Annotated in this window: 19 protein-coding genes, 1 tRNA gene and 1 other RNA gene; 4 read left to right on the forward strand and 17 right to left on the reverse strand. The window is 67.1% G+C overall.

The annotated features are described in order from the left end of the window. Window positions 1-60: 60 nt before the first annotated feature. From NZU74_08565 to NZU74_08600, 8 genes are all read right to left on the reverse strand, one after another. On the reverse strand, window positions 61-675 hold the full coding sequence (locus NZU74_08565) for a CDP-alcohol phosphatidyltransferase family protein (GenBank protein ID MCS6881373.1): 615 nt from the start codon (window positions 673-675) through the stop codon (window positions 61-63). A gap of 261 nt (window positions 676-936) precedes the next feature. Further along, entirely contained in the window at window positions 937-2,043 is a 1,107-nt protein-coding gene (locus NZU74_08570; GenBank protein MCS6881374.1) for a ParB/RepB/Spo0J family partition protein, read from the reverse strand. Next, entirely contained in the window at window positions 2,040-2,810 is a 771-nt protein-coding gene (locus NZU74_08575) for an AAA family ATPase (protein MCS6881375.1), read from the reverse strand. Before NZU74_08575 ends, NZU74_08570 begins: the two co-directional genes overlap by 4 nt. Window positions 2,811-3,166: 356 nt before the next feature. Next, the gene (locus NZU74_08580; GenBank protein ID MCS6881376.1) at window positions 3,167-4,828 is read right to left on the reverse strand and encodes a LysM peptidoglycan-binding domain-containing M23 family metallopeptidase; all 1,662 of its coding nucleotides are present in this window, start codon (window positions 4,826-4,828) and stop codon (window positions 3,167-3,169) included. Next, the gene (locus tag NZU74_08585; GenBank protein ID MCS6881377.1) at window positions 4,818-5,270 is read right to left on the reverse strand and encodes a hypothetical protein; all 453 of its coding nucleotides are present in this window, start codon (window positions 5,268-5,270) and stop codon (window positions 4,818-4,820) included. Before NZU74_08585 ends, NZU74_08580 begins: the two co-directional genes overlap by 11 nt. Beyond that, complete coding sequence (locus NZU74_08590; GenBank protein ID MCS6881378.1) at window positions 5,263-5,466, reverse strand: hypothetical protein; 204 nt, start codon at window positions 5,464-5,466, stop codon at window positions 5,263-5,265. Before NZU74_08590 ends, NZU74_08585 begins: the two co-directional genes overlap by 8 nt. Window positions 5,467-5,774: 308 nt before the next feature. After that, entirely contained in the window at window positions 5,775-8,186 is a 2,412-nt protein-coding gene (locus tag NZU74_08595) for a CHAT domain-containing protein (protein ID MCS6881379.1), read from the reverse strand. After that, complete coding sequence (locus tag NZU74_08600; protein MCS6881380.1) at window positions 8,143-8,604, reverse strand: hypothetical protein; 462 nt, start codon at window positions 8,602-8,604, stop codon at window positions 8,143-8,145. Before NZU74_08600 ends, NZU74_08595 begins: the two co-directional genes overlap by 44 nt. Window positions 8,605-9,189: 585 nt before the next feature. Between NZU74_08600 and NZU74_08605 the strand changes: the two genes are divergently transcribed. Together NZU74_08605 and ffs are read left to right on the forward strand one after the other, a co-directional pair. Further along, window positions 9,190-9,762: a bifunctional nuclease family protein gene (locus tag NZU74_08605; protein MCS6881381.1), complete on the forward strand. Its 573-nt coding sequence runs from the start codon at window positions 9,190-9,192 to the stop codon at window positions 9,760-9,762. Window positions 9,763-10,552: 790 nt separating this feature from the next. Then, an RNA gene (gene ffs / locus NZU74_08610) (signal recognition particle sRNA small type) lies at window positions 10,553-10,649 on the forward strand. A gap of 152 nt (window positions 10,650-10,801) precedes the next feature. On the opposite strand, the gene cdd is transcribed toward ffs, so the two are convergent. The 4 genes from cdd to NZU74_08630 form a co-directional block, all read right to left on the reverse strand. After that, the gene (gene cdd, locus NZU74_08615; protein MCS6881382.1) at window positions 10,802-11,185 is read right to left on the reverse strand and encodes a cytidine deaminase; all 384 of its coding nucleotides are present in this window, start codon (window positions 11,183-11,185) and stop codon (window positions 10,802-10,804) included. Further along, a complete protein-coding gene (locus tag NZU74_08620; protein MCS6881383.1) occupies window positions 11,172-12,482 on the reverse strand; it encodes a hemolysin family protein in 1,311 nt (436 codons plus the stop codon). Before NZU74_08620 ends, cdd begins: the two co-directional genes overlap by 14 nt. 172 nt (window positions 12,483-12,654) lie before the next feature. Next, a complete protein-coding gene (locus NZU74_08625) occupies window positions 12,655-13,593 on the reverse strand; it encodes a ribose-phosphate pyrophosphokinase (protein ID MCS6881384.1) in 939 nt (312 codons plus the stop codon). Window positions 13,594-13,814: 221 nt separating this feature from the next. Then, a tRNA-Gln gene (locus tag NZU74_08630) sits at window positions 13,815-13,888 on the reverse strand. A 126-nt stretch (window positions 13,889-14,014) separates the two neighbouring features. Here NZU74_08630 and NZU74_08635 point away from each other — a divergent pair. Further along, window positions 14,015-15,061 carry a hypothetical protein gene (locus tag NZU74_08635; GenBank protein ID MCS6881385.1) on the forward strand — a complete coding sequence of 349 codons (1,047 nt, stop codon included), beginning with the start codon at window positions 14,015-14,017 and terminating at the stop codon, window positions 15,059-15,061. Between the two features lie 97 nt (window positions 15,062-15,158). Here NZU74_08635 and NZU74_08640 read toward each other — a convergent pair whose 3' ends face one another. From NZU74_08640 to NZU74_08650, 3 genes are all read right to left on the reverse strand, one after another. After that, window positions 15,159-15,836, reverse strand: a complete 678-nt coding sequence (locus NZU74_08640; GenBank protein ID MCS6881386.1) for an SOS response-associated peptidase — start codon at window positions 15,834-15,836, stop codon at window positions 15,159-15,161. An 81-nt stretch (window positions 15,837-15,917) separates the two neighbouring features. Beyond that, window positions 15,918-16,355: a hypothetical protein gene (locus NZU74_08645; protein ID MCS6881387.1), complete on the reverse strand. Its 438-nt coding sequence runs from the start codon at window positions 16,353-16,355 to the stop codon at window positions 15,918-15,920. Window positions 16,356-16,509: 154 nt separating this feature from the next. Beyond that, complete coding sequence (locus NZU74_08650) at window positions 16,510-17,208, reverse strand: glycosyltransferase (GenBank protein MCS6881388.1); 699 nt, start codon at window positions 17,206-17,208, stop codon at window positions 16,510-16,512. A 229-nt stretch (window positions 17,209-17,437) separates the two neighbouring features. Here NZU74_08650 and NZU74_08655 point away from each other — a divergent pair, with 229 nt between their 5' ends. Beyond that, window positions 17,438-18,025 carry a hypothetical protein gene (locus NZU74_08655; protein ID MCS6881389.1) on the forward strand — a complete coding sequence of 196 codons (588 nt, stop codon included), beginning with the start codon at window positions 17,438-17,440 and terminating at the stop codon, window positions 18,023-18,025. Window positions 18,026-18,051: 26 nt separating this feature from the next. On the opposite strand, the gene NZU74_08660 is transcribed toward NZU74_08655, so the two are convergent. Both NZU74_08660 and NZU74_08665 read right to left on the reverse strand, forming a co-directional pair. Next, the gene (locus NZU74_08660) at window positions 18,052-20,646 is read right to left on the reverse strand and encodes a glycosyltransferase family 39 protein (GenBank protein ID MCS6881390.1); all 2,595 of its coding nucleotides are present in this window, start codon (window positions 20,644-20,646) and stop codon (window positions 18,052-18,054) included. Window positions 20,647-20,796: 150 nt separating this feature from the next. Continuing rightward, window positions 20,797-22,008 carry an acyl-CoA dehydrogenase family protein gene (locus NZU74_08665; GenBank protein ID MCS6881391.1) on the reverse strand — a complete coding sequence of 404 codons (1,212 nt, stop codon included), beginning with the start codon at window positions 22,006-22,008 and terminating at the stop codon, window positions 20,797-20,799. Window positions 22,009-22,010: the final 2 nt, after the last annotated feature.

Below are 22,010 nucleotides of genomic sequence, written 5' to 3' on the forward strand. Positions count from 1 at the left end.
ACTGGCTCCGCGAATGCTTCGGCCATACACCCCGGACGCCGGTCATCGTTCCTGAGCATGTCACCGGATCGAGGGCAGGCGCTCGGCGCCACTGCGGCTCCGCATCCAGACTCGCACTGAACGCTGCAGCGCGCTCAGGTGGGAGAAGATCGCGAGAATCCAGAGACCCGCCATTGTCCAGCCGGTAATCAGGCTCATCCCCAGGATAAGCACCCGTTCCGGGCGTTCGAGCAGCCCGCCGCGGCCGTTGAATCCCAGGGCCTCGGCCCGCGCGCGGATATAACTGGTCAGTATGGACCCGGTGGCGGCAAGGAAGAGCAACACCGTGACGAGGAGCGAGTCGCTGCTTGCACGCTGGTAGTGGATCAGCAATCCTAGAAAGACCAGTAACTCGGAGTAGCGATCCACGGTCGAGTCGAGAAAGGCGCCGAAGGGTGTGGCTGCTCGTCTGGCGCGAGCGACGGCGCCGTCGAGCATATCGAAGGCGCTGGCGACGAGGAAAAGCGCCCCGGCCCACTGAAGCGATCCCTGCACGATCAGCGCTACTACGCCAATGGTGAGCGCGAGGGTCATACCGGTGAGAGTATTGGGACTGAGGCTGTGGAGCGCCGGCACACGCGTGACCAGGATCTCAACCCGTGATCGCACCGTCTGCTCGAGTCGTCTGCGCAGCATAGTCGCACCCCTTGACACGGCGGAGAAATGCACCAGTAGTTCATCGCGGAGCGCCGGTCGCGCCGGGTCGCCCGGGTTAGAAAGGTACAGGAGACATACTCAGGCACCGGCGCCCCGACCGGCCCGGTCCGGCCCCCTGCTTCCAAATCCAAAATCTAAAATCCACAATCCACAATCGTCTGCCCTACCCGGCCCGGTCCGGCCCCCTGCTTCCAAACCCAAAATCTAAAATCCAAAATCCAAAATCCACAATCGTTTGCCCTACCTGCTCAGGCGGTCATACAGCGCCTGGAGTTGTTCATCACTGTAGAGGGTTATGGTCAGGCGAATGGCATTGCCGCTGCGCGAAAGCTGCACAGGGGTCTCGAGGATCTCCTCGAACATTCGCTGGGCCTCGGCATCTTCCGGCGACTGGACGCGGGACCGCGTCCGGCGCGTCTCGGATTGGGCGCCGCGGGGATCACGCTGGCGGCGCCCTGGTTCACCGGCAGTGAGGGGCGGGCGCACGCGCGCCAGGGCTTGCTCCAGGGGCAATCCGCTATTAACGAGATCGGCCAGGACAGCGGTCTCGCGCTCATCGCACCCCACCGCAGTAATCCGCTCCAGCACGAGCACTTGCAGGTCCGCATCTTCAATCCGCGCCAGGGCCTCGGCCTGAGCGAGGCTGATCTGGCCGCGCAAGAGGGCGCTGCGGGTCGCGGAGGCCAGGGCGGGCTGGTTGGCGATGTCGCCGAGGCGTTCGGCCTCGCGCACGCTGAAGTCGCGCTGCCGCACCAGGCGGAAGGCCGCCTCCTGGTCCGCGGGGTCCTCAAAGCGCAGCAGGGCGCGACCGTGCCCGGCGCTGAGGGCGCCGTCGAGCAGGGCCTGGCGCGCCGGGGCCACGAGCCGGATGAGCCGGCGGGTATTCACCACTGCCACGCGGCTCTTGCCCACCCGCCGGGCGATCTCGTCGTCAGTCAGGCCGAACTCGTCTTTGAGGGTCTGGTAGGCCAGCCCCTCCTCCAGCGGGTTGAGGTCGGCCCGCTGGACATTCTCGACCAGGGCGATCTCCAGCACCTGTTGCGGGGTGACATCCTTCACGATAACCGGAACTTCGCGCAACCCGGCGCGGCGCGCGGCGCGCAGGCGACGCTCGCCGGCAATCAGCTCGTAGCCGCCGTCGGCGGCTTCGCTGACGATCAAGGGCTGGATCAGGCCGTGTTCGCGGATGGAGGCCGCCAGTTCGTCCAGGGCCTGCTCGTCGAACACGGTGCGCGGCTGGTTGCGGTTCTCGCGAATGGCCTCGATCGGCGCCTGGCGCACCAGGTCGCCCGCGGCGCCGGGGATGAGCGCGTCCAGTCCGCTTCCTAGGCCTCGGCGGCGATTCATTGGCGGCGCTCCTTTCGCTGGAGTACTTCGTCGGCAAGGGCGGCGTAGGCTTGCGCGCCACGACCTGCGGGGTCGTATTCGGTAATCAGCTTGCCGTGGCTGGGCGCCTCGGAGAGGCGCACGCTGCGGTGGATGATGGTGCGAAAGATGAGCCGGGGAAAATGGCGCTGCACTTCGTCAACCACCTCATGGGCCAGGTTGGTGCGGCCATCGTACATGGTCATGAGCACGCCGAGGATATGCAGCCGCGGGTTCAGACTGGCGCGCACCCGTTCCAGGGTGGTTTTGAGCTGGGCGAGGCCCTCGAGGGGCAGATACTCGCACTGGAGGGGAATGAGCACGCTGTCGGCGGCGCACAGGGCGTTGAGGGTGAGCAGGCCCAGGGAGGGCGGGCAATCAATGATGATGTAGTCGTAGGCGTCGGCGCTGCGCAGGGCGGTTGCCAGGCGTTGTTCGCGCTGCGGGGCGCTGGCGAGTTCAACGGGGGCGCCGGCCAGATCCTGGTCCGCCGGCACGAGCATGAGGCGCTCACGGCCGGTGGCCATTACCGCCGCCTCCACCTCGCCGCCGAGCAACAGGTCGTAGGTGGTGGCTGCGAGATTGCGTTTGGAAATACCCAGACTGGTGGTAGCATTCCCCTGCGGATCGGCGTCAATCAGGAGGACGCGATACCCGCGCCGCACCAGTTCGCCGCTGAGGTTCACGGCGGTAGTGGTCTTGCCAACGCCGCCTTTCTGGTTGGCAATCGCGATCGTGTACGGGGCCATAGCGCCACCACCCTGTTTCACGTGAAACACCCCTGGGTACGCCGGTTTCGCATATATACCGCAGAGACGCAGAGTACGCCGAGAGTCGCGCCGTCGGTTTAGGGACGGCATCCTGACAGTGACATCCCAATCCAGAATCTGCAATCGAACCAGCCCCATTGTATCACGGACAGGGCCGCTTCAGCCTGTCACCCCGGCGAGCCGCATAGTAGCCCTGTGGAGGTGTAGAGGTGTGGAGGTGTGGAGATGTGGAGGTGAAGGTCAATTGGTCATGCGGGATTGCCCGACCCGGTCCCGACCATTCCCCTATGCCTCCACACCTCTACACCTCCACACCTCCACACACGCCCGATCCCTCACGGCAGAAACCGCAACGGGTTCACCGCCCGGCCGTTGACCAGCACGCTGAAGTGCAGATGCACCCCCGTTGCGTACCCGCCGCCGCGCCGGTCGTAGGTGCTCCCCATGTGGCCGATCACCTGCCCCGCCGCTACCTCCGCGCCGACCGCGACCACCGGACGGTTCAGCAGGTGGCCGTAGATCGTCTCGATGCCCCCGGCATGGCCCAGCCGCACGCAGTAGCCGTAGCCCCGGCACCAGCCGGCCTCCAGCACCCGCCCCGCCCGGGCGGCCACAATCGGCGTCCCGGCCCGGTTGGCGATGTCAATGCCGTTGTGAAAGCCGCCCCAGCGCGGGCCAAAGCCCGAGGTGATCCTGCCCCGCGCTGGCCACACCCAGCGTTCCGGCGGCGGCGGCACGTCGTTGGCGATCGGCATCGCCGCCAGTCGCTCGGCGGTAAGCTCCAACAGATCGGCGCGCATCCAGGCCCGCCGCCCGCCATGCTCGACCTGAACCCAGTCGCCGTGACGCCCCAGCAGCGCCACCCGCCGCCCGCCGGCCAACTGCCCCACCCGTTCGTATTCCACGCCCGGTCCCGCCCGCAGGTTCGCCGGCCCCGCCCTGACCACCGCCGCTGGCGCCGGTTCCCGCCGCGCCAGCCCCTCTATCCCGCCAACCGCCCGCAACCACCCTTCAGGCAGCTCCAGTCGCTCGCTGGGAATGAAGATTTCGCTCCCTGCTGTTAAACCGCCGTCAGCGTCGATCCGATTCGCCGGAAAGGCAACAATCGCCTCGTAGGGCACCCCGAAGCGCGCCGCCAGGTCGAATACCGTCTCGCCCGCCACAACCACGTGGGGAAAGCCGGACACCCGCGGGATGCGCAGCGCCTGGCCCACCACCAGGGCGTCGCCCTGCTCCAGCCCGTTCGCCAGCACCAGCGCCTCGAGCCGCGCCTGGTAGCGCGCGGCGATGGCCCCCAGCGTCTCACCTTCCTCCAGGTAATGGATCGCCTGGTAGGCGCTCGGCACGAGCCGCGGCCGCTGCATGGGCGGCGCCAGGGCTTCATGCCGCCGCTCCAGGACGATTGGCCCGGCCCCCAGCGGCCCCGCCGCCGCCACAACCCCTTCCAACGGCTGCGGGTCGCGGAGGGTATGCCGCGGCCCCGCCGCCGGCGCGCCCCGCCATCCGCCGAGCTCCGCTGCCAGGACCAGCGCCACCAGCGCCGTTACCCAGGCGTGGCTCCACAGCCGCAACGCCAGGTCGCCCCGCGGCCAGCGCAGCGCCATTCGCGGGCCTTCCCTGCCCGGCTCCGCCAGGCGCCCGACCTTCGCCGCCTCGCCGCGGAGCCGGGCCAGCGCCGCGCGGGCCAGCGCGCCCCGGCGTCGAAGCGCCCGGCGCCGCGGCGCCGGCAGCGCGCCGGATCGTAACCGCAAGGAAGGGAAATGCGAAGCTCCAGGATCGCCCACTGCCGCTACGTGCCAGTTCCAGGGTTTGCGGAAAGGCCAGTGCATCGCCCCGTGAGAAGTGGGGGCGAGCATACCGCCAGTGGGCCGATTTGTCAATTGCGTAATCCCGTGGCCCGGCGGCGGCGTAGAGATGGCCCGGCGTGGTAGAGACGGCCCGGCGTAGAGACGGCCCGGCGGGTCGTCTCTACTACGCCGGGCCGTTTCACGCCCCAAACACCACCACCACAAACAACGCCGCGAATGCCGCGCTGCCAATGCCGAAGGCCGCCAGCGCCACCCGCAACCCGATCAGCTTGCGCGCCATCAGCGCCCGAAACACGCGCTCCCGCTGGGTCTGGCTGGCCCGGGCGTAGCGGTAGGCCCCCGGCAGCACCACCACCAGCGCGGCCAGCAATGCCGCCAGGTAGCCCAGCACCACCACGACGCCCAGAACGCGCACGCTGGGCCGCGCCAGGTAGGCCGGCAGGGGATCGCTGGCCAGGGCCAGAATGCCGAAGATCACCCCGTAGAGCGCGCTCACCAGGGTAATGATCTGCTTCGCGCCCTCCTCCAGATGCTTCGGCGGGTCCTTCTCCTGCTGCTCGAACCAGCGGTTCAGCGCCTCCTCCTCGGGCGTCGGCGGGCGCTGCCGCACGGCGCGGATCTCCTCAGGCATGGCCGCGCTCCTCGAAGGTGACCTCGAGCATCTCCACGTTGCCGCAGTTGGGACACGCCAGGCGAAAGGTTTCGACCCGCAGCCGGTTGTTGTCACGGTACAGCACCCGCTCCGCCCGGCCCAGCCGCGCCAGGTCCACCGTCCGGCGATGGCCGCAGCGCCGGCAGATCACCGTCCTCTCCAGCGGTTTCGTCATGGGGAGCGCCTCCTCCCTGTGTTGGATTTCGGATTTTGGATTTTGGATTTTACTACCGTTGTGTTTCGCCTACTATCGCCCCGGTCGTGCCGCCCGCGGTCCCGGTCGTGCCGCCCGCGGCCCGTCATACCGCGCACGGCCCCTGTCATTCTGAGCCCTGCGGCGGAGTGTGCCCTGAGCGCAGCCGCAGGGCTCGGGGTGATAGTCGGCGCCGGCGTACGTGAGGACAAGGACAATGTACAACTGTTAGGAAAGTTGCGTATACAAGATACGACGTCCCATCAGGACACCGCAACGCCAATCCAAAATCATACGAGTTCGCCCGACTCGAGATCGGCAATCATCTCCCGCACCTGCTGCGCCCCCCGCGCCATGCCCAGGCGCTCGAAGATCGCCAGGCCCTCGCGGTAGCGCGTCAGGGCCGTCGCGCCATCGCCCCGGGCCCGGGCCACCTGACCCAGCTTGACGGTAGTGAAGGCGATCCCGCTCTGATCCTTGAGCCGGCGGGCCAGGGCGAGGGCCTCGGTAAGCGCCGCCTCTGCCGCGTCCCACTCCTGGCGCGCCATGTGCACATTTGCCATCTCGCCGAGCGTGGCGCTCTTGCCCTTGAGGTCCTTCAGCGCCTCTGTGATCGCCAGGCTCTCTTCGTAGAGCGCCATCGCCCGCCCCAGCTCCCCCTGCACCACATAGATGTTGGCCAGCTCGTGGAGCAACGCGCCGCGGGTAGCCGTCGCCGGCGCGGCAGCCTCCCGCGCCGCTTCCAGTTCTTCCCGCGCCCGGTCGAGGGCCCCGAAGTGCCGGCGGAAGTTCGCCAGGCGCACCAGGTGCCGCAGCCGCTCCTCGCCGGTCAGCGTATGGGTGGCGGCCTCCAGCGCGGGCATGCTGCGGTATACCAGGTTCGCCAGGGCCGCCGAGCGCCCCAGTTCGCCATGGGCCCGCCTGGCCAGCCACGCGCCGTAGGCGGCGTAGCCCGCCGGCATCGGCGCGCCGGGGTGGCTCCGCCGCAGCAGTTCCTGGCCCAGCGCCGGCTGGAAGCGGTAGATGGCCGGCCGGTCGGTCAGGTTCCCCTCGTCGTCGTTGAAATAGCTCTCGACCTGCAACAGGCTGCGGCGGGTGAAATCGCCCAGAACGCGCCGCGCTGTTTCCAGGGCCTCCCCGGTGGGCGCGCCGTTGCCGTCGGTGGGCAGGCCCCAGAGCAGCGCCGCCGCCTCGGCGAAGAAGGGGAAGTCCAGCCGCGCCAGCGCCAGTAGCCGCTCCCGGTCCTCCTCGGCCAGCGGCCGCAGGCTGAACTCGACCGCGGCGGCAAAGCAGGCATGCCGCGGGTCGGGCATGCGCGCCTTCGCCTCGGCCAGCATGCGCGGCCATTCCGCCAGAAAGCGTTGGGGTTCGCCATCGTAGGCTTCGTAGGCGGCGGCCAGCAACTGTACGGCGATCGGGTAGCCTTCGGTCTCCTCCGCCACCCGCGCGGCGACCTGCCGGTGCGTCGCCCCATCCCGCGCCCGTGGGCAGTGCTGGAGAAACAGCGCCAGCGCCGCGTCGCGCGCCAGCCCGCCCATCCCTTCGCGGCTCGGGATCAGGCGCTCTCCCGGCAGCCCGGCGGGCCGGGCCCGACTGGTCAGCAGGAGCTTCGCGCCCCGGTCGAGCAATAGCCAGGGCAGGCGGGCCACCGCCTCGGCCGCCTCCTCGCCTCCGGGGTCGGGGGTCAGTACGCTCTCGTAGTTGTCGAAGAGCGCCAGATCGCCGGGCTGGACCAGCGCCGTGAGCGTGGCGCGCAGCCGGGCGGCCATGCCGGCCTGATCGCCCCCCTCCAGCGCCGCCTGGAGCGCCTGGGGGCCGGCCAGCCGCTCGATCAGCTCGCGGCACACCCGCGCCTCGTCCACCGGCGCGCCGGCGAAGCTCACCCCCACCACCCGCCGGAAGCGCCAGCCGAAGCGCCGTGCGAACGCCGCCGCCAGGGCGGTCTTGCCCATGCCCCCGGCCCCCGCCACCGTCGCCACGGCGCTTTCGTCCAGCGCCCGGGCCAGCGCCGCCAGTTCGCGGTTGCGGCCCAGCAGCCCGCCGGCGGGCGGTATGACGTTCTCCGGCAGGCTCAGGCGCGCGGGCAGCGCCAGGTCGCAGTCGGGCGCGCCGCCGGGCAGCGGCAGGGCGCTCCAGGCCGCGTGGCAGGCGTAGGCCACCAGCAGCCCCATCTTGGCCGGGTGGGCCCCGGCCATGCTGAGGCGCGCCTGCCGCACCGCCTCGGCCACGTCGTTGCCGGAGCACAGGTAGCGGTAGAAGGCCGCCGCCAGCTCGTCGCTCAGCGGGTCGGGGAAGTTGTGCTGCATCCCCAGGGCCACCGGCACGCCATCGCGGGCCAGGGTGCGGGCCAGCGGCGCGCTCTGGCAGGCGCTCAGCAGCGCCAGGCGCAGGCTGCCCCGCGGCGCCGCCCGCAGCAGGTCGCGCCCCAGCAGCGGCTGAAGCTCGCCGTACTCGTTTTCGAGCGCCAGCGCGACATCCTGGCGCATACTGCCATCGGCCTCCCGCACCTCGACCAGACGGCCGTGGCAGGAGAAGTGCAGCAGGCTGGGACCATCGGCCAGGGCGGCGCGCAACTCCGCGGGGGTGGGCGCAACGCGGCGCGCGGTCAGCGTCCGGGGACTGGCCTCCAGCGCCCGGCGCAGCGCGGCCAGCTCGCGCTCAAAATCGAGGGCGAAGGCCGGCAGCGCGCCATCGGGGTACACCAGGGTCGGCGCAGACCACCAGCAGGCGCGGCGGCTGGTCGAGCCTGCTCAGCCGCGGCGCGCGCGGTTCGAGGCGGAGCATGGCGTAATCGCAGGCCAGAAAGCGCCGCGCCGCCGTCGCCGCGTACTCCCAGGGCACGCCCGCCGCCGCGTCGTCGCACTCCAGGAGCAGCAGGCCATCATCACTCGCGTCGAGCATGCGCCAGAGGGCCTCGCCGCCGAGAGCGGCGAAGAGCCGGTACCCGGCCCCGTAGGGGTCGCCCTGGCGGCCCCCCGCCGCGCCGGGCGGGTCGCCGAGCACATCGGCCATCGTCGGCAACTCGGCGCGGGGCGTCTCGGCCAGCGGCGCGCCCGGCGCATCCGCCAGGCTCACCCGGCACCGCTCCTCGTCACAGGCTATCTGGAGGTGAACTGGCATGCAAGGCTCCTGGGATTTTGGATTTGGGATTTTGGATTGTACGTGTTCACGCTTCTCCTGGGAGCGAGGGCATCTGGCCCTCGAATCCCGACGAGGGCGTCCCGCTCTCGCTCCCAGGTCTGCGGGGTTACTCCAACTCTGAACACGTAACTCTGGATTGGCGCATACGGCACCCTCGAGAGAACGAGCAATGATGCGTGCGCACCGTGTCCAACAGGAATGACAAGGTCGGCGGAGAAGATTTCTGGGAAGGCGCGGCCCTTCCAGAAGCTCAAGCATACTATACACTATGTTAAACGGGTCTTCAGGTGAATTTTTAGCAGAAAAACACCCTGCGGGCCCCGCCGCATCATCGCATGACCAGCCCCGCCCCCCACGCCAGACCCGCTCCAAAATCCCAAATCCCAAATCCCAAATCCCAAATCCCAAATCCCAAATCCCCAACCGCCCCGCGCGCTCCCGCGATTGCTTGACGTACCCTTTCAGTACGTGCTAAGATGTCTGCGTATACCAGGCAGAAAACCCGGCGCGTCTCGTCGCGCCGCGTGGGGTTCGCCGAGCAATCTTTTCAGGAAGGGCCGACAGATGATACGCGTCGTCGTAGATAGTATCCGTGTCAGCCTGCTGACACAACACCGTGTCGTGGTGCTGCGCGAGACCGACAGCAAGCGCTATCTCCCGATCTGGATCGGGCCGTTCGAGGCTGACGCGATCGCAATGGCAATCCAGGGCCACGAGCCGCAGCGCCCGATGACCCACGATTTGCTCAAGGCGACGATCATCGATCTGGACGGTCAGATCAGCCATATCTTCATCAACGACATTCAGGACAACACCTTCTTCGCCCGGATCGTCATCGAGCAGCGCGGGCGCACCGTCGAGATTGACGCCCGCCCCAGCGACGCCATCGCCCTCGCCGTCCGCACCGACGTGCCCATCTTCGTCGAGTCGCACGTGCTCGAGCAGGCCGGCGTCTTCTTCGATGAGGAGGAACAGGCCGCCGCCGCCGAAACTCCGGCGACGCCCCGCGAGGCGGTCGAGGAAACCGAAGCCGACAGTGAGCCTGACCTGAATGACGAGTCGATGTCAATCTTCCGTAATTTCATCAATACCCTCAACCTTGACAACCCCCCTAAAGGCGGGCAAGAAAACTCCTGAGTCTTTCGATGTTCAGGCTGCACTGCGCTGATTGAGCGCGCCGGACAGTCGAAACGCCGGGACGCCTTGTGGCTGTCCGGCGTTTTGCTGTGATTCGGAGGAGTGCGCAGCAAGCCGCCAGAGCATTTCTCAGAAAGGTTGACGCAAGGGCGCGAAGGCGCAACGGGTACGTAGGGTATTGATGCCAGCCCTGTGCGCCATTGCGTCCTGGCGGTCAGTCGGGACGACCCGGTTCAAGATATTCGAGCAATGCTGGAGAGCAGGGGGCAGGCCGGGGCGACCCGTGAAAGAGTCTCTCCGGCCCTCCGCGTCCTTGCCGGTCAAGAAATGCCAGCCACGCGCAGAGACCGCGCCCGTTCCCGCGACTTATCCACCACCGCTTTGTGGATAAGTCGCCAGTATTTGTGGATAACCCATGCCCTTTGTGGATAAACCGTCGCTTTTCTGGTGGAAAGGCTGTGTACGAGGAGCGGGTTTTCCGCCGGCGCGCCCCTTGCCATCAGGTTTTGTGGACGAGCGTCCACACCTTCTCCCCGCAGAATACGGTGCGCCCACAAGCGGCATCCGGGCATTTTTCCACCCTGTCCACAACTCTACGATGATTGCTGGACTCTCTACCTACTCTATGAACTTTACATGGGTGAAAAGCGGAGAGGGTTTTATCCTGCCAGACAGGTTGTTGCCGATTCTGGCCCTTACACCACATCGTTCCTGCCGGTGCGTATGCGGTATGAACACCATCGCTTTACCATCGTCCGTCACAGGGCAACGGAATGTGGTATAATCACCGTTGGCACCGAAGAACGGCAGATACTTGCTGAACCCCGCCAGGGCCGAAAGGCAGCAACGGTAGGCGAGTTCCTCTGGGTGTTCTGAGGTGCCCCTTTATGCTATTTGGGATTTTGGATTTCGGATTTTGGATTGCTGCATCTGGTGCGTCAACAAAGCCATGGCCGGAGCCAGGGTTCCCGAGAAGGTGCAAACCCCTAATCTCCCAATCCCTCCCGCCAAAATCCCAAATCCCCAATCCCAAATCCCACTATCCTTTCCCCGGCAGCAGTTCCTCCGGCGTGGCGAGGCGCTGCTTGCCATCAATGCTCAGCAGCACCACCGTGCACCCCGGAGCCAGTTCGAGCATCACCTGCCGGCAGAAGCCGCACGGGCTGGCCACGGTCGGCGTGGGAGTTACGACGGCAATGGCCCTGATCTCGCGCTCGCCGGCGGCGAAGGCGCTCAGCATGGCCACCCGCTCGGCGCACACGGTGGCCTGCAGGGCGCGGTTCTCAACGTTGCCGCCCCGAAAGATCGCCCCCGAGGCCGTAAGCACCGCCGCGCCCACCCGGAACTGCGAGTAGGGCGCATAAGCCAGATCACGCGCCGCGAAGGCTGCGGCGACCAGGGCCGTGTAGTCAGGTTGCTCCATGGGCCTTCCCCGTGGCCAGCACGCCATTGGTGGTCGGATCAGGCGCGGGCCTGCGCCGTTGAATGCGCAGTTTATGCGCCCGCATACCCTTGATGGACTGCACCGTCACCAGCACCTCCCCCAGGTCCACCTGATCGCCCTGGCGCGGCACGCGTCCCAGGTGTTCGTAGACCAGACCGCCGATCCGCTCGGCCGTCTCGGAGGTCAGGTGCGTATCAAGCAGGTCATTCACATCTTCGATCGGCAGGCGTGCGTCAACGATGAACTCATCATCGCTCACCGGCTGCACCGAGGGATCTTCGGTGTCATACTCGTCCTGGATCTCGCCGACGATCTGTTCGATCAGGTCCTCAATGGTGGCCAGGCCCGCCGTACCTCCGTACTCGTCCACAATAATCGCCATGTGCACCTTGCGGCGCTGCAGGTCCTCGAGCAGGGCATTAACCTTCATCGTTTCCGGCACGAAGTGCGCCGGTCGCAGCATCGAAGCGATTGGTTTGCTCCGGTCATTCTGGCGCAGCGCGGGGATCAGGTCCTTGGCGTAGAGGATGCCGATCACCCGGTCAATCGTGCCCTCGTAGACCGGGATGCGCGAATGGCCGCTGGAACTGACTACATCGAGCGCCTGTTCAAGGGTGCTGTCGCTCTCCAGGGCCACAATGTCAACCCGGGGCACCATGATCTCGCGCACGAGGGTGTTGCCGAAGGCTATGACGCCCTCGATCATCTCGCGCTCTTCCTGCTCGATCAGCCCCTGTTCTTCGCTAACGTTCATCAACAGGCGCAGTTCCTCCTCGGCCTCTATTGGCGCTGTGGGTGCGGCCTGCCCGCTCAGCCGTGTGAACACGCCGCGCACCGGGATCAGCGCCGGCCACAGGAGCGTTGCTATGATCATAACCGGCCCCGCCAGCAGGCGCGCGACGCCCTCGGGATGGCGGATGGCCCAGGCCCGCGGCAGCAGTTCGCCGAACGCCAGCACGGCGATAAGCAGTGCGGCCAGGCTGGCGACGCGCCCTGCCATTCCGTACCCGGCGCTGAGGGCGATGGTGAAGGCCGTGGCCGCGATCAATGCAACGGTCTTGAGCAGGATGATGGTGGCAGTAAAGAAGTAGGGGTCCTCGATCAGCCTGGCGATCGCGCGCTGAAAACGGTGGTTGCTCCGCGATCCTGCCAGCAGTGTGCCAGGCCGGTGGCGCCCGAGCGCGCTCAGTGCGGCGTCAATCGCCGACATACACGCCAGCGCCAGCAAACACAGCGTGATGCCGATGATCGTATAACCAGGTTCGGGTTCCTCCAAGGAATCACTCCTTCACTAAAGCTATCTCATGCCCTCGTAAGAAAAAGGATTTTCCTGGAAGGGACGGACCCTCCCGGTTTCTCCCCTCGCCGAGGCGCGCACCGACAGGATTGCATTTCCAGGTAGGCCGCAGCCTGCCCAGGCCCTCCCATGCAGCAGGGGCGTGAGGTAGCTATGAGAACAGGGCGCTCAGGGAAAGATCTTTGTGAATGCGCATGATCGCCTCTGCAAAGAGCGGCGCCACGCTGATGGCGCGAACGCGAGCCGCCGCCGCAGCCGCGCTCTGGGGAATGGTATTGGTGACGATGGTCTCGATCAGGTCCGAGCGGGCAATGAGTTCTAGCGCATCAGCCGCGAAGATTCCGTGGGTGGCGCAGGCGTATACTTTTTTCGCGCCGCGCTCAACCAGGGCCTGCGTCGCCTCGATCAGCGTGCCCCCGGTGGAGATCATGTCATCCACAATAATCGCCGTCTTGCCCTCAACTTCGCCGACCATCTCGATCACCTCGGCCGTATCCGGCTCAGGGCGTTGCTTGGCGATGATGGCCAGGGCCGCGCCGATGCGTTCGCGAAAGCGATTGGCGCGGCCCACCCCGCCCGCGTCCGGCGAGACGACCACCGGGTTCTGCAGGTTCAGGCTGCGGATATAGTCCGACAGGAGAGGAGCGGCCTGCAGGTGATCCACCGGGATGTCGAAGAAGCCTTCAATCGCTGGCGCGTGCAGGTCCATCGTCAGCACCCGGTCAGCGCCGGCGGTGCGGATGAGATTGGCCACCAGCTTGGCCGAGATCGGCTCGCGACCGGCGGTCTTCTTCTCCTGCTTGGCGTAGCCGTAGTAGGGAATCACCGCGGTCACTCGACGGGCCGAGGCCCGTCGCACTGCGTCAATCATCAGCAGCAGCTCCATCAGGTTGTGGTCAACCGGGGTGCAGGTCGGCTGGATGATAAAGACGTCGCAACCGCGCACATTGTCGTGGATCTTGATCCGCGTCTCGCCGTTCTTGAATTCACCGACCATCGCGCGGCCCAGAGTCATGCGCAGGTTTGCCGCAATCTCTCTGGCCAGGCCGGGGTTGGCATTGCCGCTGAAGATAAGCAGACGACCGTCCATACTGCAGTTCCAGGCGACCTGTTGGCGCGTCAGCGGCATCTCATGCGATGCCTAGCGCCTGATCCGAAGTTCGCAATCGCCGGCGTTCCGGGTCCGCAGGCACTGAAAACGGCAGTGAAGCCACGCCCCACTGCCGCTCGGTTCACCAGCGGTACGGCAAACAGGCTGTTCCCCCCTGTTTCGTTGCCTGGTACACGTTGTTGGCGCTCGTTGGTGAATTATGGCTGCCGGGCCAGGACTCGAACCTGGACAGACGGATCCAAAGTCCGTAGTGCTACCATTACACAACCCGGCAACGCATGATGATTATACCACATCTGTCTCGCGCTTCGCGCGTGCTATAATCTGGAGCCGGTGCGACGCTGGAAAAAGTCCGTTGAATACGGCAATGCGATAGTTGACGAGCAGGAGGAGGTCCGTCGTGCCGCTTCGGAACGATCTGGGGGTTGCGTTCCATACCGTGCGTGAAATTAATGTCTCGGCCATTCGTGAGGAGGCCGAGCGATCGGTCGCTATTCCCTGTTTTGGCGCCCAGGCGCTCTATGCGCGCGCCAACGTCCTGCTGCGCGAGCAGGGCGACCCGCCCGTCGCCCCCGGCACGCCCAATCCGCTTCTTCAGCGGCCCCTGACCACTGCGGCGGTTGACGACTGGCGCCTGCCTGCGGATATGGCGCTGGTTCTGCTCGATACTCGTACCCTGCCCACCGGGGCGGAAGTGGCCGCCCTCGCCCGCCTGGCCGAACTCTCCTTGCCCACCACCCTCGTGCTTGTCGGCAATGCCCGCAGCGGTGAGTACCGACCGTCTCACTCCCGCCTCGCCAATGCGCATATGATCACCCTCCCCGCGCTGGACGCGCCTTCCGCCCGTGATAGCCTGGCGGCGGCCATTTTCGAGCGCCTGCCTGCCGACAAGCATCTGGCGGCGGCGCGCGCCCTGCCGGGGTTGCGCCACGTCTATGCCAACGAACTCATCAGCAGTGTTTCGTTTGCTAACGCCTCCTACGCCCTGGCGTCGGCCATTCCCGAACAGATCCCGCTGCTCGCCGCGCCGCTTGCGGTGGCCGACATCATCGTGCTCACCAAGAACCAGGCCCTGATGGTCTATCGTCTCGCCCTGGCCCACGGCGCTGCGCCCGACGATTACGCCCGCCTGGCCGAGCTTATCCCCGTGATCGGGGGCGGCTTCGTCTGGCGCCAGATTGCCCGCACCGCGGTCTCGCTCGCGCCGCTCTGGGGCATTGTCCCCAAGGTGGCCATCGCCTACGCCGGCACGTATGTGACCGGCTTCGCCGCCTGGCACTGGTTCGTGAACCGCGAGCGGCTTTCCGCCGAACATCTTCGCGAGTTGAGCGCCGAGGCCATGCAGCGCGGGCGCGAGTACGCACAGTCCCTTGTGGAGTCCTGGAGCCAGCGCAAGGCGGTCCCTGCGCCCCGCCGCGAAAACCCCGGCGAAGCCAGGCGTTCGTAATCAAATGGTCGGGGATGGTTGGGCAAGGTTGAGGAACGCGCGTAGCGCGTAGCGCGTAGAGCCGGCCCGCCGGGCCGGCTCCCCCGCCGGGCCGGCGTTACAGCCGCGCCCTGTCCAGGGGTTCAATCAGCCCCGGCCCGTCATTGCGCACCGAGTTGACCGCCGGCCCGACCGGGTAGACGCGCATGCATTCGGCGGGATAGGGGCCAAGCAGCGCCTGAAGCGGCCCCGCATCGTGGACAGAGGGGTCGAGCCAGAGAGGGTAGTGTTCCGGCGCGAGGATCACCGGCATCCGGTCGTGGAGGGGTTGCAGGAGCTCGTTAGCCGTGGTAGTGAGGATGGTGCAACTCTGGATCCAGGCGCCGTCAGGCGCCTGCCAGTGTTCCCATAGCCCGGCCATTGCGAATAGTTTGCCCGTTGCCAGGCGCGCATAGTAGGCTTGTTTGCCTCGCGGCCGCGCCTGCCATTCATAGAAGCCGTCGGCGGGGATCAGGCAGCGCCGCTGCCGAAAGGCGGCGCGAAAGGCGGGTTTCTCCGCCACCGTTTCGGCGCGGGCGTTGATCATGCGCGCCGCAGCGCTGCCGTCTTTCGACCACGAAGGTATCAGGCCCCAGCGGGCCATCTCCGCAACCCGTCGCCCTTTCTCCTGGCGGATCATAAGCACCGGCTGAGTCGGCGCGATGTTGTACCGCGCCTCGATGACAGGGACCTCATCCAGGTTGAAATGTAACGCCAGGTCCTCGCCGGGGGCCGTCAGCGTAAAACGTCCGCACATACATCCGCAATGATAGAGCGGGGAAGGCCGTCTGAACGCCTTCCCCGCAGTACGTTGCCCAGGATGAGCGCCGCAGCCTGGCTACTTCTCGTCCGGGTCCAGCCGCGTAGTCTCGCCGGTTGCCGCCGAGTCGTCGGGAGGAGGCGGAGTTGGTTCGCTGCCGCGCATACGATTGACAAAGCCGGCCAGTTGTTCATTGAGCATCGCCACGCCACGGGCCAGCGTCTCCTGGAAGTCCTGCGCCACCTTGCTCTGCTGAGCCTGGCTCACCGCCTGTTCGCCGCGCTGCACTAGCTCCTTTACCTGCGGGTTCTCCTGGATCGCCCTCATCGCATTCTGGAGCTGGGCGCCGATCTCCCGCAGACCGGCGGAAATGTCGGACTGCAGTTGCCGGGCGCGGTCGCTCTCCAGGGTGCTGCGAATGGCCTGCTCGATCTGATGGCCCAGTTCACGCAGTTCATTGGCCAGGTCACTATGGGGTTGCTGAGGCGACTTCTCCTGATCGTCAGGCTGGCTCATAGTCGGGTTCCTTTCTGTTTGAGGCGCGGTTTCGCTGCGCGGTCTTCTGGATTGCCGTTGGCGAAGCGAGGGGAGGCTGCACCTTCGCGCAACCCTCCAACTGAAAGGTTGCACCCCTCGCCCGATAGTCCTGCAACGTTGGAAAACAGATCCCTTACGGGCGCGCGTACCGCCGCGCGCCGCCAATGCCGCGCCGCCGCCACATCCACAGGCCGCCGGCAAGGAGCAGCAGCGCTCCGGCTTCCAGCGCCCGGCGCGGGCGGGCGGGAGCGGCGCCTGCGACCGGAACTTCGGCGATTGCCAGGTTCTGTTGCAGGGCGCCGGCATACACTTCCGCCGGCGCCGGTGCGTCGGGGCCGTCGGGCTCCAGGAGGTCGCGCAGTCCGCTACGGATCACAAACGTGTGCAGAAGCGGATCCCGCGGCGAGGGCTTTACGCGGGCGCGCAGCGCCGCGACGCGCAGCCAGGTGAACGGATCGTGCGATGGATGGATGCGATAGCCAAAAACGGCGTCATAGTCTGGAGCGATGGCCAGCAGTCGCGCCACTTCCGCGCCGCTCGCCAGGCGCTCCTGGTCGCAGGTAAGGATATAATCGCCGCGGGCGACGCTCCATCCCTGCCGCAGGGCGGCCCGAAACCTCGGCGGTCGCGTAAAGGGCAGTGCCGAAACCCGCCAGTGGGTTGCGGCCAGACGTGAGACGGTCGCCCCGGCAGGAGAATTGCGCGCTGCGGTGAGAATCAGTTCATAGTCGTCAGCGTAGCGCGCCGCAACCGCGAGGCACTCCGCCACCAGGCTGTCAAGCCCGTCGCTGCGATGTACCGGCAGCACGATCGAGAGACTGTACTGACCCACCCGCTTTCCCCCTGTTCCGTTCAGGTGTTCTTCACCAGTATAGCACAGCCGCTGTGGAACTCGCAGGTCTCTAATGACGTTCTACATCCGGTATAACCATTTGCCGCAGACGGGAGGAGACGTGGGCGGGCGAAGCCCTCGCCGCGCAGTGCGACTCAATACTACCGACACGTTACATCTTCGCGTTTCTGCGGCAATCTTGAGATACACTCTAAAGGAGGGAGGCCTTATGCTCCTTGCGCATATTGCGCCGCGCCGGAAGCGCTGGATCATGCTAATAGTGACCGCGACTGCGCTGCCGTTGATGAGCGCCTGTGGCGCCGCCCCGGCATTACCTTCCACTGCGACGCCCCTGGCTCCAACCACCCTGCCCGCGCCGGGTGAGGCGCCTACGATCTACCCCGGGCCGGCCGGGACGCCCACGGCCTACCCTGCGCCCGTGGCAAGCCCGACACCTGCTGCTCAGGCCACTCCTGTCGCCCCTACCGCCGCGGCGCCCTCGTCTCGGCCCACAGCGCCGCCTGCCGGCACCCTGCCGCCGCTGGCAGGCCCGGGCGAAGCGCCTGCGGATAAGGTCGCCGCGGCCATCGCCGATCTGGCCCGACGAACCGGCGCCGATCCCGCGGCGATTACGATTGTCTCCGCCGAAGCCGTTACCTGGAGCGATGGCGCCCTGGGTTGCCCCCAGCCTGGCATGGCTTACACCCAGGCCCTGGTTGACGGCTACCGCCTCATCCTTCGCCTGAACGGCGCAACCTACGCCTACCACGCCGCGGTTAATGGCGACTTCTTCTATTGCGAACGTCCGGGGCGATAGGCTGCAGGGCAACCCTCAGGGTTGCCCTACGGCCACCGATAACGCGCCCCCGGCGGCAAGCGCAGCGTCTCGTCGCCGAGCCGGCCGAGGGCCGCGTCACCGCCCCACGGCGGGCGCTCCAGGCGCGCCTGCTCGGTCCACTGCACGATCCAGCCGTTGCGTTCGACTTCGCCGCTCAGGACCGGGCCGAGAGCCGCGAAGCGCTCCGTGGCCGGGGCGAACCCGGCGCATATGCCGCCCGCGGCAGGCCGCCTGTCCAGGCAGCCATCGCCGCGGATGGTCTCGGCCAGGTACAGCCGCGCCCCCAGGGGCCGCATCCGCACCGTTCCTTCGCGCAGTTCGAGGCAGACGCGCTCGAAGCACTGGAGATGCCCCCAGGCAAAGGGCACTGCCGGTGTGAGCGGGAACCCTGCCCGTTCCACGGCCCCCAGTTCGACCCAGGCCCGCCGCAGCGTTGCCGGCACGAACTGTCCCGTCTCGCCCATGTAGGCCCCTCCGGCGCCGGCGACCGCCAGGCGGGTGAGCGTCTGCACAGACAACCCTTCGCTCGTCTGCAAGCCCGCTGCCAGCAGGTACTCGCCCGGCGCCAGTTTGGGCGGCAGCGGCAGGGTCTGCACGTGCTGCACTGGCGCCCCCGGCGGCCAGTTCGATGGCGGAAACACGCCGTAGAGCAGCGGACGCTCGGTTTCGAGGACTATCGCGCCGTCGAGAGTGAGCAGGCGGGTCACGACCGTCAGCGGCGTCTCCGGCGCGCCGTCGGCGAGCCTCCACACCAGACCCAGGGCGACCACCGCCCCCGGCTCGTGGGCCGCCCCGGGGGGCGGCGCCAGACTGTAGGCGCTCAGATGTAACTGGCCGCCAGGCACGGTGAAAAGCAGATCCGTTTCCTGTGGCGCTCCTAGATTCACAGGCCGGTAGAGATCGAAGGCGCCCAGCGAGCCGTCCTGCGCGTAGCGATGGGTCAGGATCTCGATGACGCCGGGGGTGAGCCAGTTGCCCAGGTAGTCGAGCACCGCCAGGGGGATGGCCCCGTTGGCCAGCTCGCGCAGCAGCGGACGCTCATCGCTCAGCCCCTGGTCGAGGAGCTGGCGGGCCTCGAACACCTGCAACCGCGAGTCAACCCCCGCGGCGGCGGCGACGCCCGGCATATCGGTGAAGATCAGCGTCCCCGCTGCGCGCACCTCGGGCATCAGCGCGTCGCCAACGCGGGTCAGCGCGGCCAGCACCTGCCGTTCCCGCGCGGCGTCGGCCCACAGCCCGTAGTGCCCGAAGGCCAGCCGGGGCGGAGACGGCTCGATCAGCCCCGCCCGGCGCAGCCGGTCCGCGTCCCACAGGGGCGGGTAGTAGAGCAGCGCGGCGGCCAGCAGGGCGTAGAAGGCGCTGCGCGCAACCACGTTCGCGCGGCCCGGCGCCGGCGCTGCGTCGTATGTGTTCAGAGTTGGGATAACCCCGCAGACCTGGGAGCGAGGGCGTCCCGCCCTCGTCGGGTTGCGAGGGCCAGATGCCCTCGCTCCCAGGAGAAGCGTGAACAGGCGCGCCGCGTCGCCGTCGCCCCGGGGCAGCCGTGCCGCCGCCCATGCCGCCAGCCAGACCAGCCCGGCGTACAGTTCGAGAAAGTAGTTGCTGTACGCGCCCACTTTCCCCACGCCGATCGCCGTGACCACTCCTCCTGCAGTGTACAGCAGGGCAAGCGAGGCCGAGTCCGCATCTGTGCGCGCCTGCCGCATCCGGTTTTCCACCATTATCCACAGGCTTCCCACAAGGGCCGCGCCAGCCAGGGGCCAGCGCAGACCAAGTTGTTGCTGCCAGAAGTCGCGCGCGAGGGCCGCCTCCCAGCGGTTGGCGTTGGCGACGATGACGTGGAACCAGAACCAGCCCCCGCTGCCGATCTGTAGCAGTACAAACGTCAGACCGCCCCCTATTCCGACGACGCTGGCGAGCGCCAGGACGGCCCGCAGCCAGGCGCGGCGCTCGTCCGGCGCCCCGCGCCCGGCGCGCCAGAGGAGCCACCCTACCGCTGCGACGGGCGCAGCGATCAGGGAAGGTTTGCTGTACAGGCAGGCCAGCAGCAGCGCGCCCGCGCCGGCAGTCCGGCGCGGCCCCGGTGGTCCCGCGCCGCTGCCAAGGACGACCAGCCCCCACAGCCCCAGGGCGATGCCGAGCATATCCACGCGCAACAACACCGCCCACTCTCGTGTCACCGGCACGCATAAAAAGAGCAGGGCAACCAGCGCCGCCGCAGGCGCCCCGACTGAGGAGCGGCGCGGGCGCGCCAGCAGCATGATGGCCCCCACGATGGCCAGGGCCGCGAGCAGCGAGAGCAGGCGCCCCGCGCTCAATACCGACCCCGTGAGCGGCGCGATCAGTGCAGTGCAGAAAAGGTAGACAGGCGGGTAATTGACAATCAAGAAGGGCGGATCGGCGGGATCGGCGTACAGCCGCCAGATTGGCGTTCCCTGGCGCAAACGCTCGATCTGGGCCAGCAGCGGCCCCTCGCCATAGTCAAGCGGGTAGGCAAAGCCGAGGAGTTGCAGCCCGTGGTCGGCGAAGTAGATCAGATAGGCTGCGACGAGCGCGGCAAGGATTGCCTGGATGGCCCGGAGCAGGACGCGGTACGCCATGCGCCCCATTATAGCAGGGAGGTTTCGGATTGCTGTCGCGGGAAGTCAGCAGGGGGAGCGATGTTGCTCCCTACCCTCCCTCTCCACCGAAAGTGGAGAGGGAGGGGGCGCCGAGCGCAGCGAGGCGGGAGAGGGCAAGGACTACGCACCTCACGAATGCGGCGCGTGCTTGGGCGTCGGGTAGACCCCCTCGTGCCGGTGGATGCGGTAACCTACCTGCTTGAGCAACTCGGAGGCGATGACCGACTTCTGGATCTCGTTGGTGCCCTCGAAGATGCGCGTGACGCGGGCATCGCGGTACATGCGCTCGAGCGGCAGTTCCCGCGAGAAGCCCATACCGCCGTGGATCTGGATGGCCTCGTCAATCACCTGGCTGGCCATTTCAGAGCAGTAGAGCTTGACGATGCTGCTCTCCAGCGTCGCGACCTTTCCGGCGTCCACCTTCCTGGCGGTATCGTAGACGATCTGCTCCATAGTGTAGATTTTCACCGCCATTTCGGCCAGCTTGAACTGAATGGCCTGGAACTCGGCGATGGGCCGCCCGAACTGGTGCCGGGTGATGGCGTACTTGCGGCTGAGTTCGAAGGCCTCCTTGGCGCCGCCGACGGCGCCGCCGCCGAGTCCGCAGCGCCCGATGTCGAGGGTCTTCATCGCCAGAGGGAAGCCATGGCCCACGCCACCGAGAACGTTCTCGGCGGGCACGCGCATGTCCTCGAAGTAGAGGCTCGCAGTGTGCGAGGCGCGCAGGCCCATCTTATCTTCAATCTTGCCGACCTTGAAGCCCGGGTAATCTTTCTCCACGATGAACGCAGTAATGCCACCGCGGGCGCCCTTGGACTTGTCGGTCACCGCGTGGACGATGATCACATCGGCGAAGCTGCCGTTGGTGATCCACATCTTCTGTCCATTGATCACCCACTCATCGCCATGCAGTTCGGCGGTGGTGCTGATATGCGCCGCATCGCTGCCGGCGTTCGGCTCGGTCAGCGCCCAGGCGCCGATCAGTCGTCCCTGGTTCAGCCCGCGGAGGTACTTATCCTTCTGGGCCTCATTGCCGCCGAGGTGAATGCTCATCGCGCACAACTGGGTATGCGCTCCGATAATCGTGGCGACGCTGGCGTCACCGCGCTGCAACTCCTCCATCAGCACGCAGTAGCCAGTGATGCCCAGATCGAGGCCGCCATACTTCTCCGGGAAAGGCACGGCGAGCAGGCCAAGTTCCCCGGCCTTCTTGATCACGTCCAGCGGTACCCGCTCCTCCTCGTCAATTTCGCGCGCGATGGGTCGGATCTCCTTGTTCACGAACTCGCGGACGGTCTGGCGCAGCATCTTGATTTCGTCGCTGTGCTCGTACTCGATCATTG

Source organism: Chloroflexaceae bacterium (assembly GCA_025057155.1).
Classification (GTDB): Bacteria; Chloroflexota; Chloroflexia; order Chloroflexales; family Chloroflexaceae; genus JACAEO01.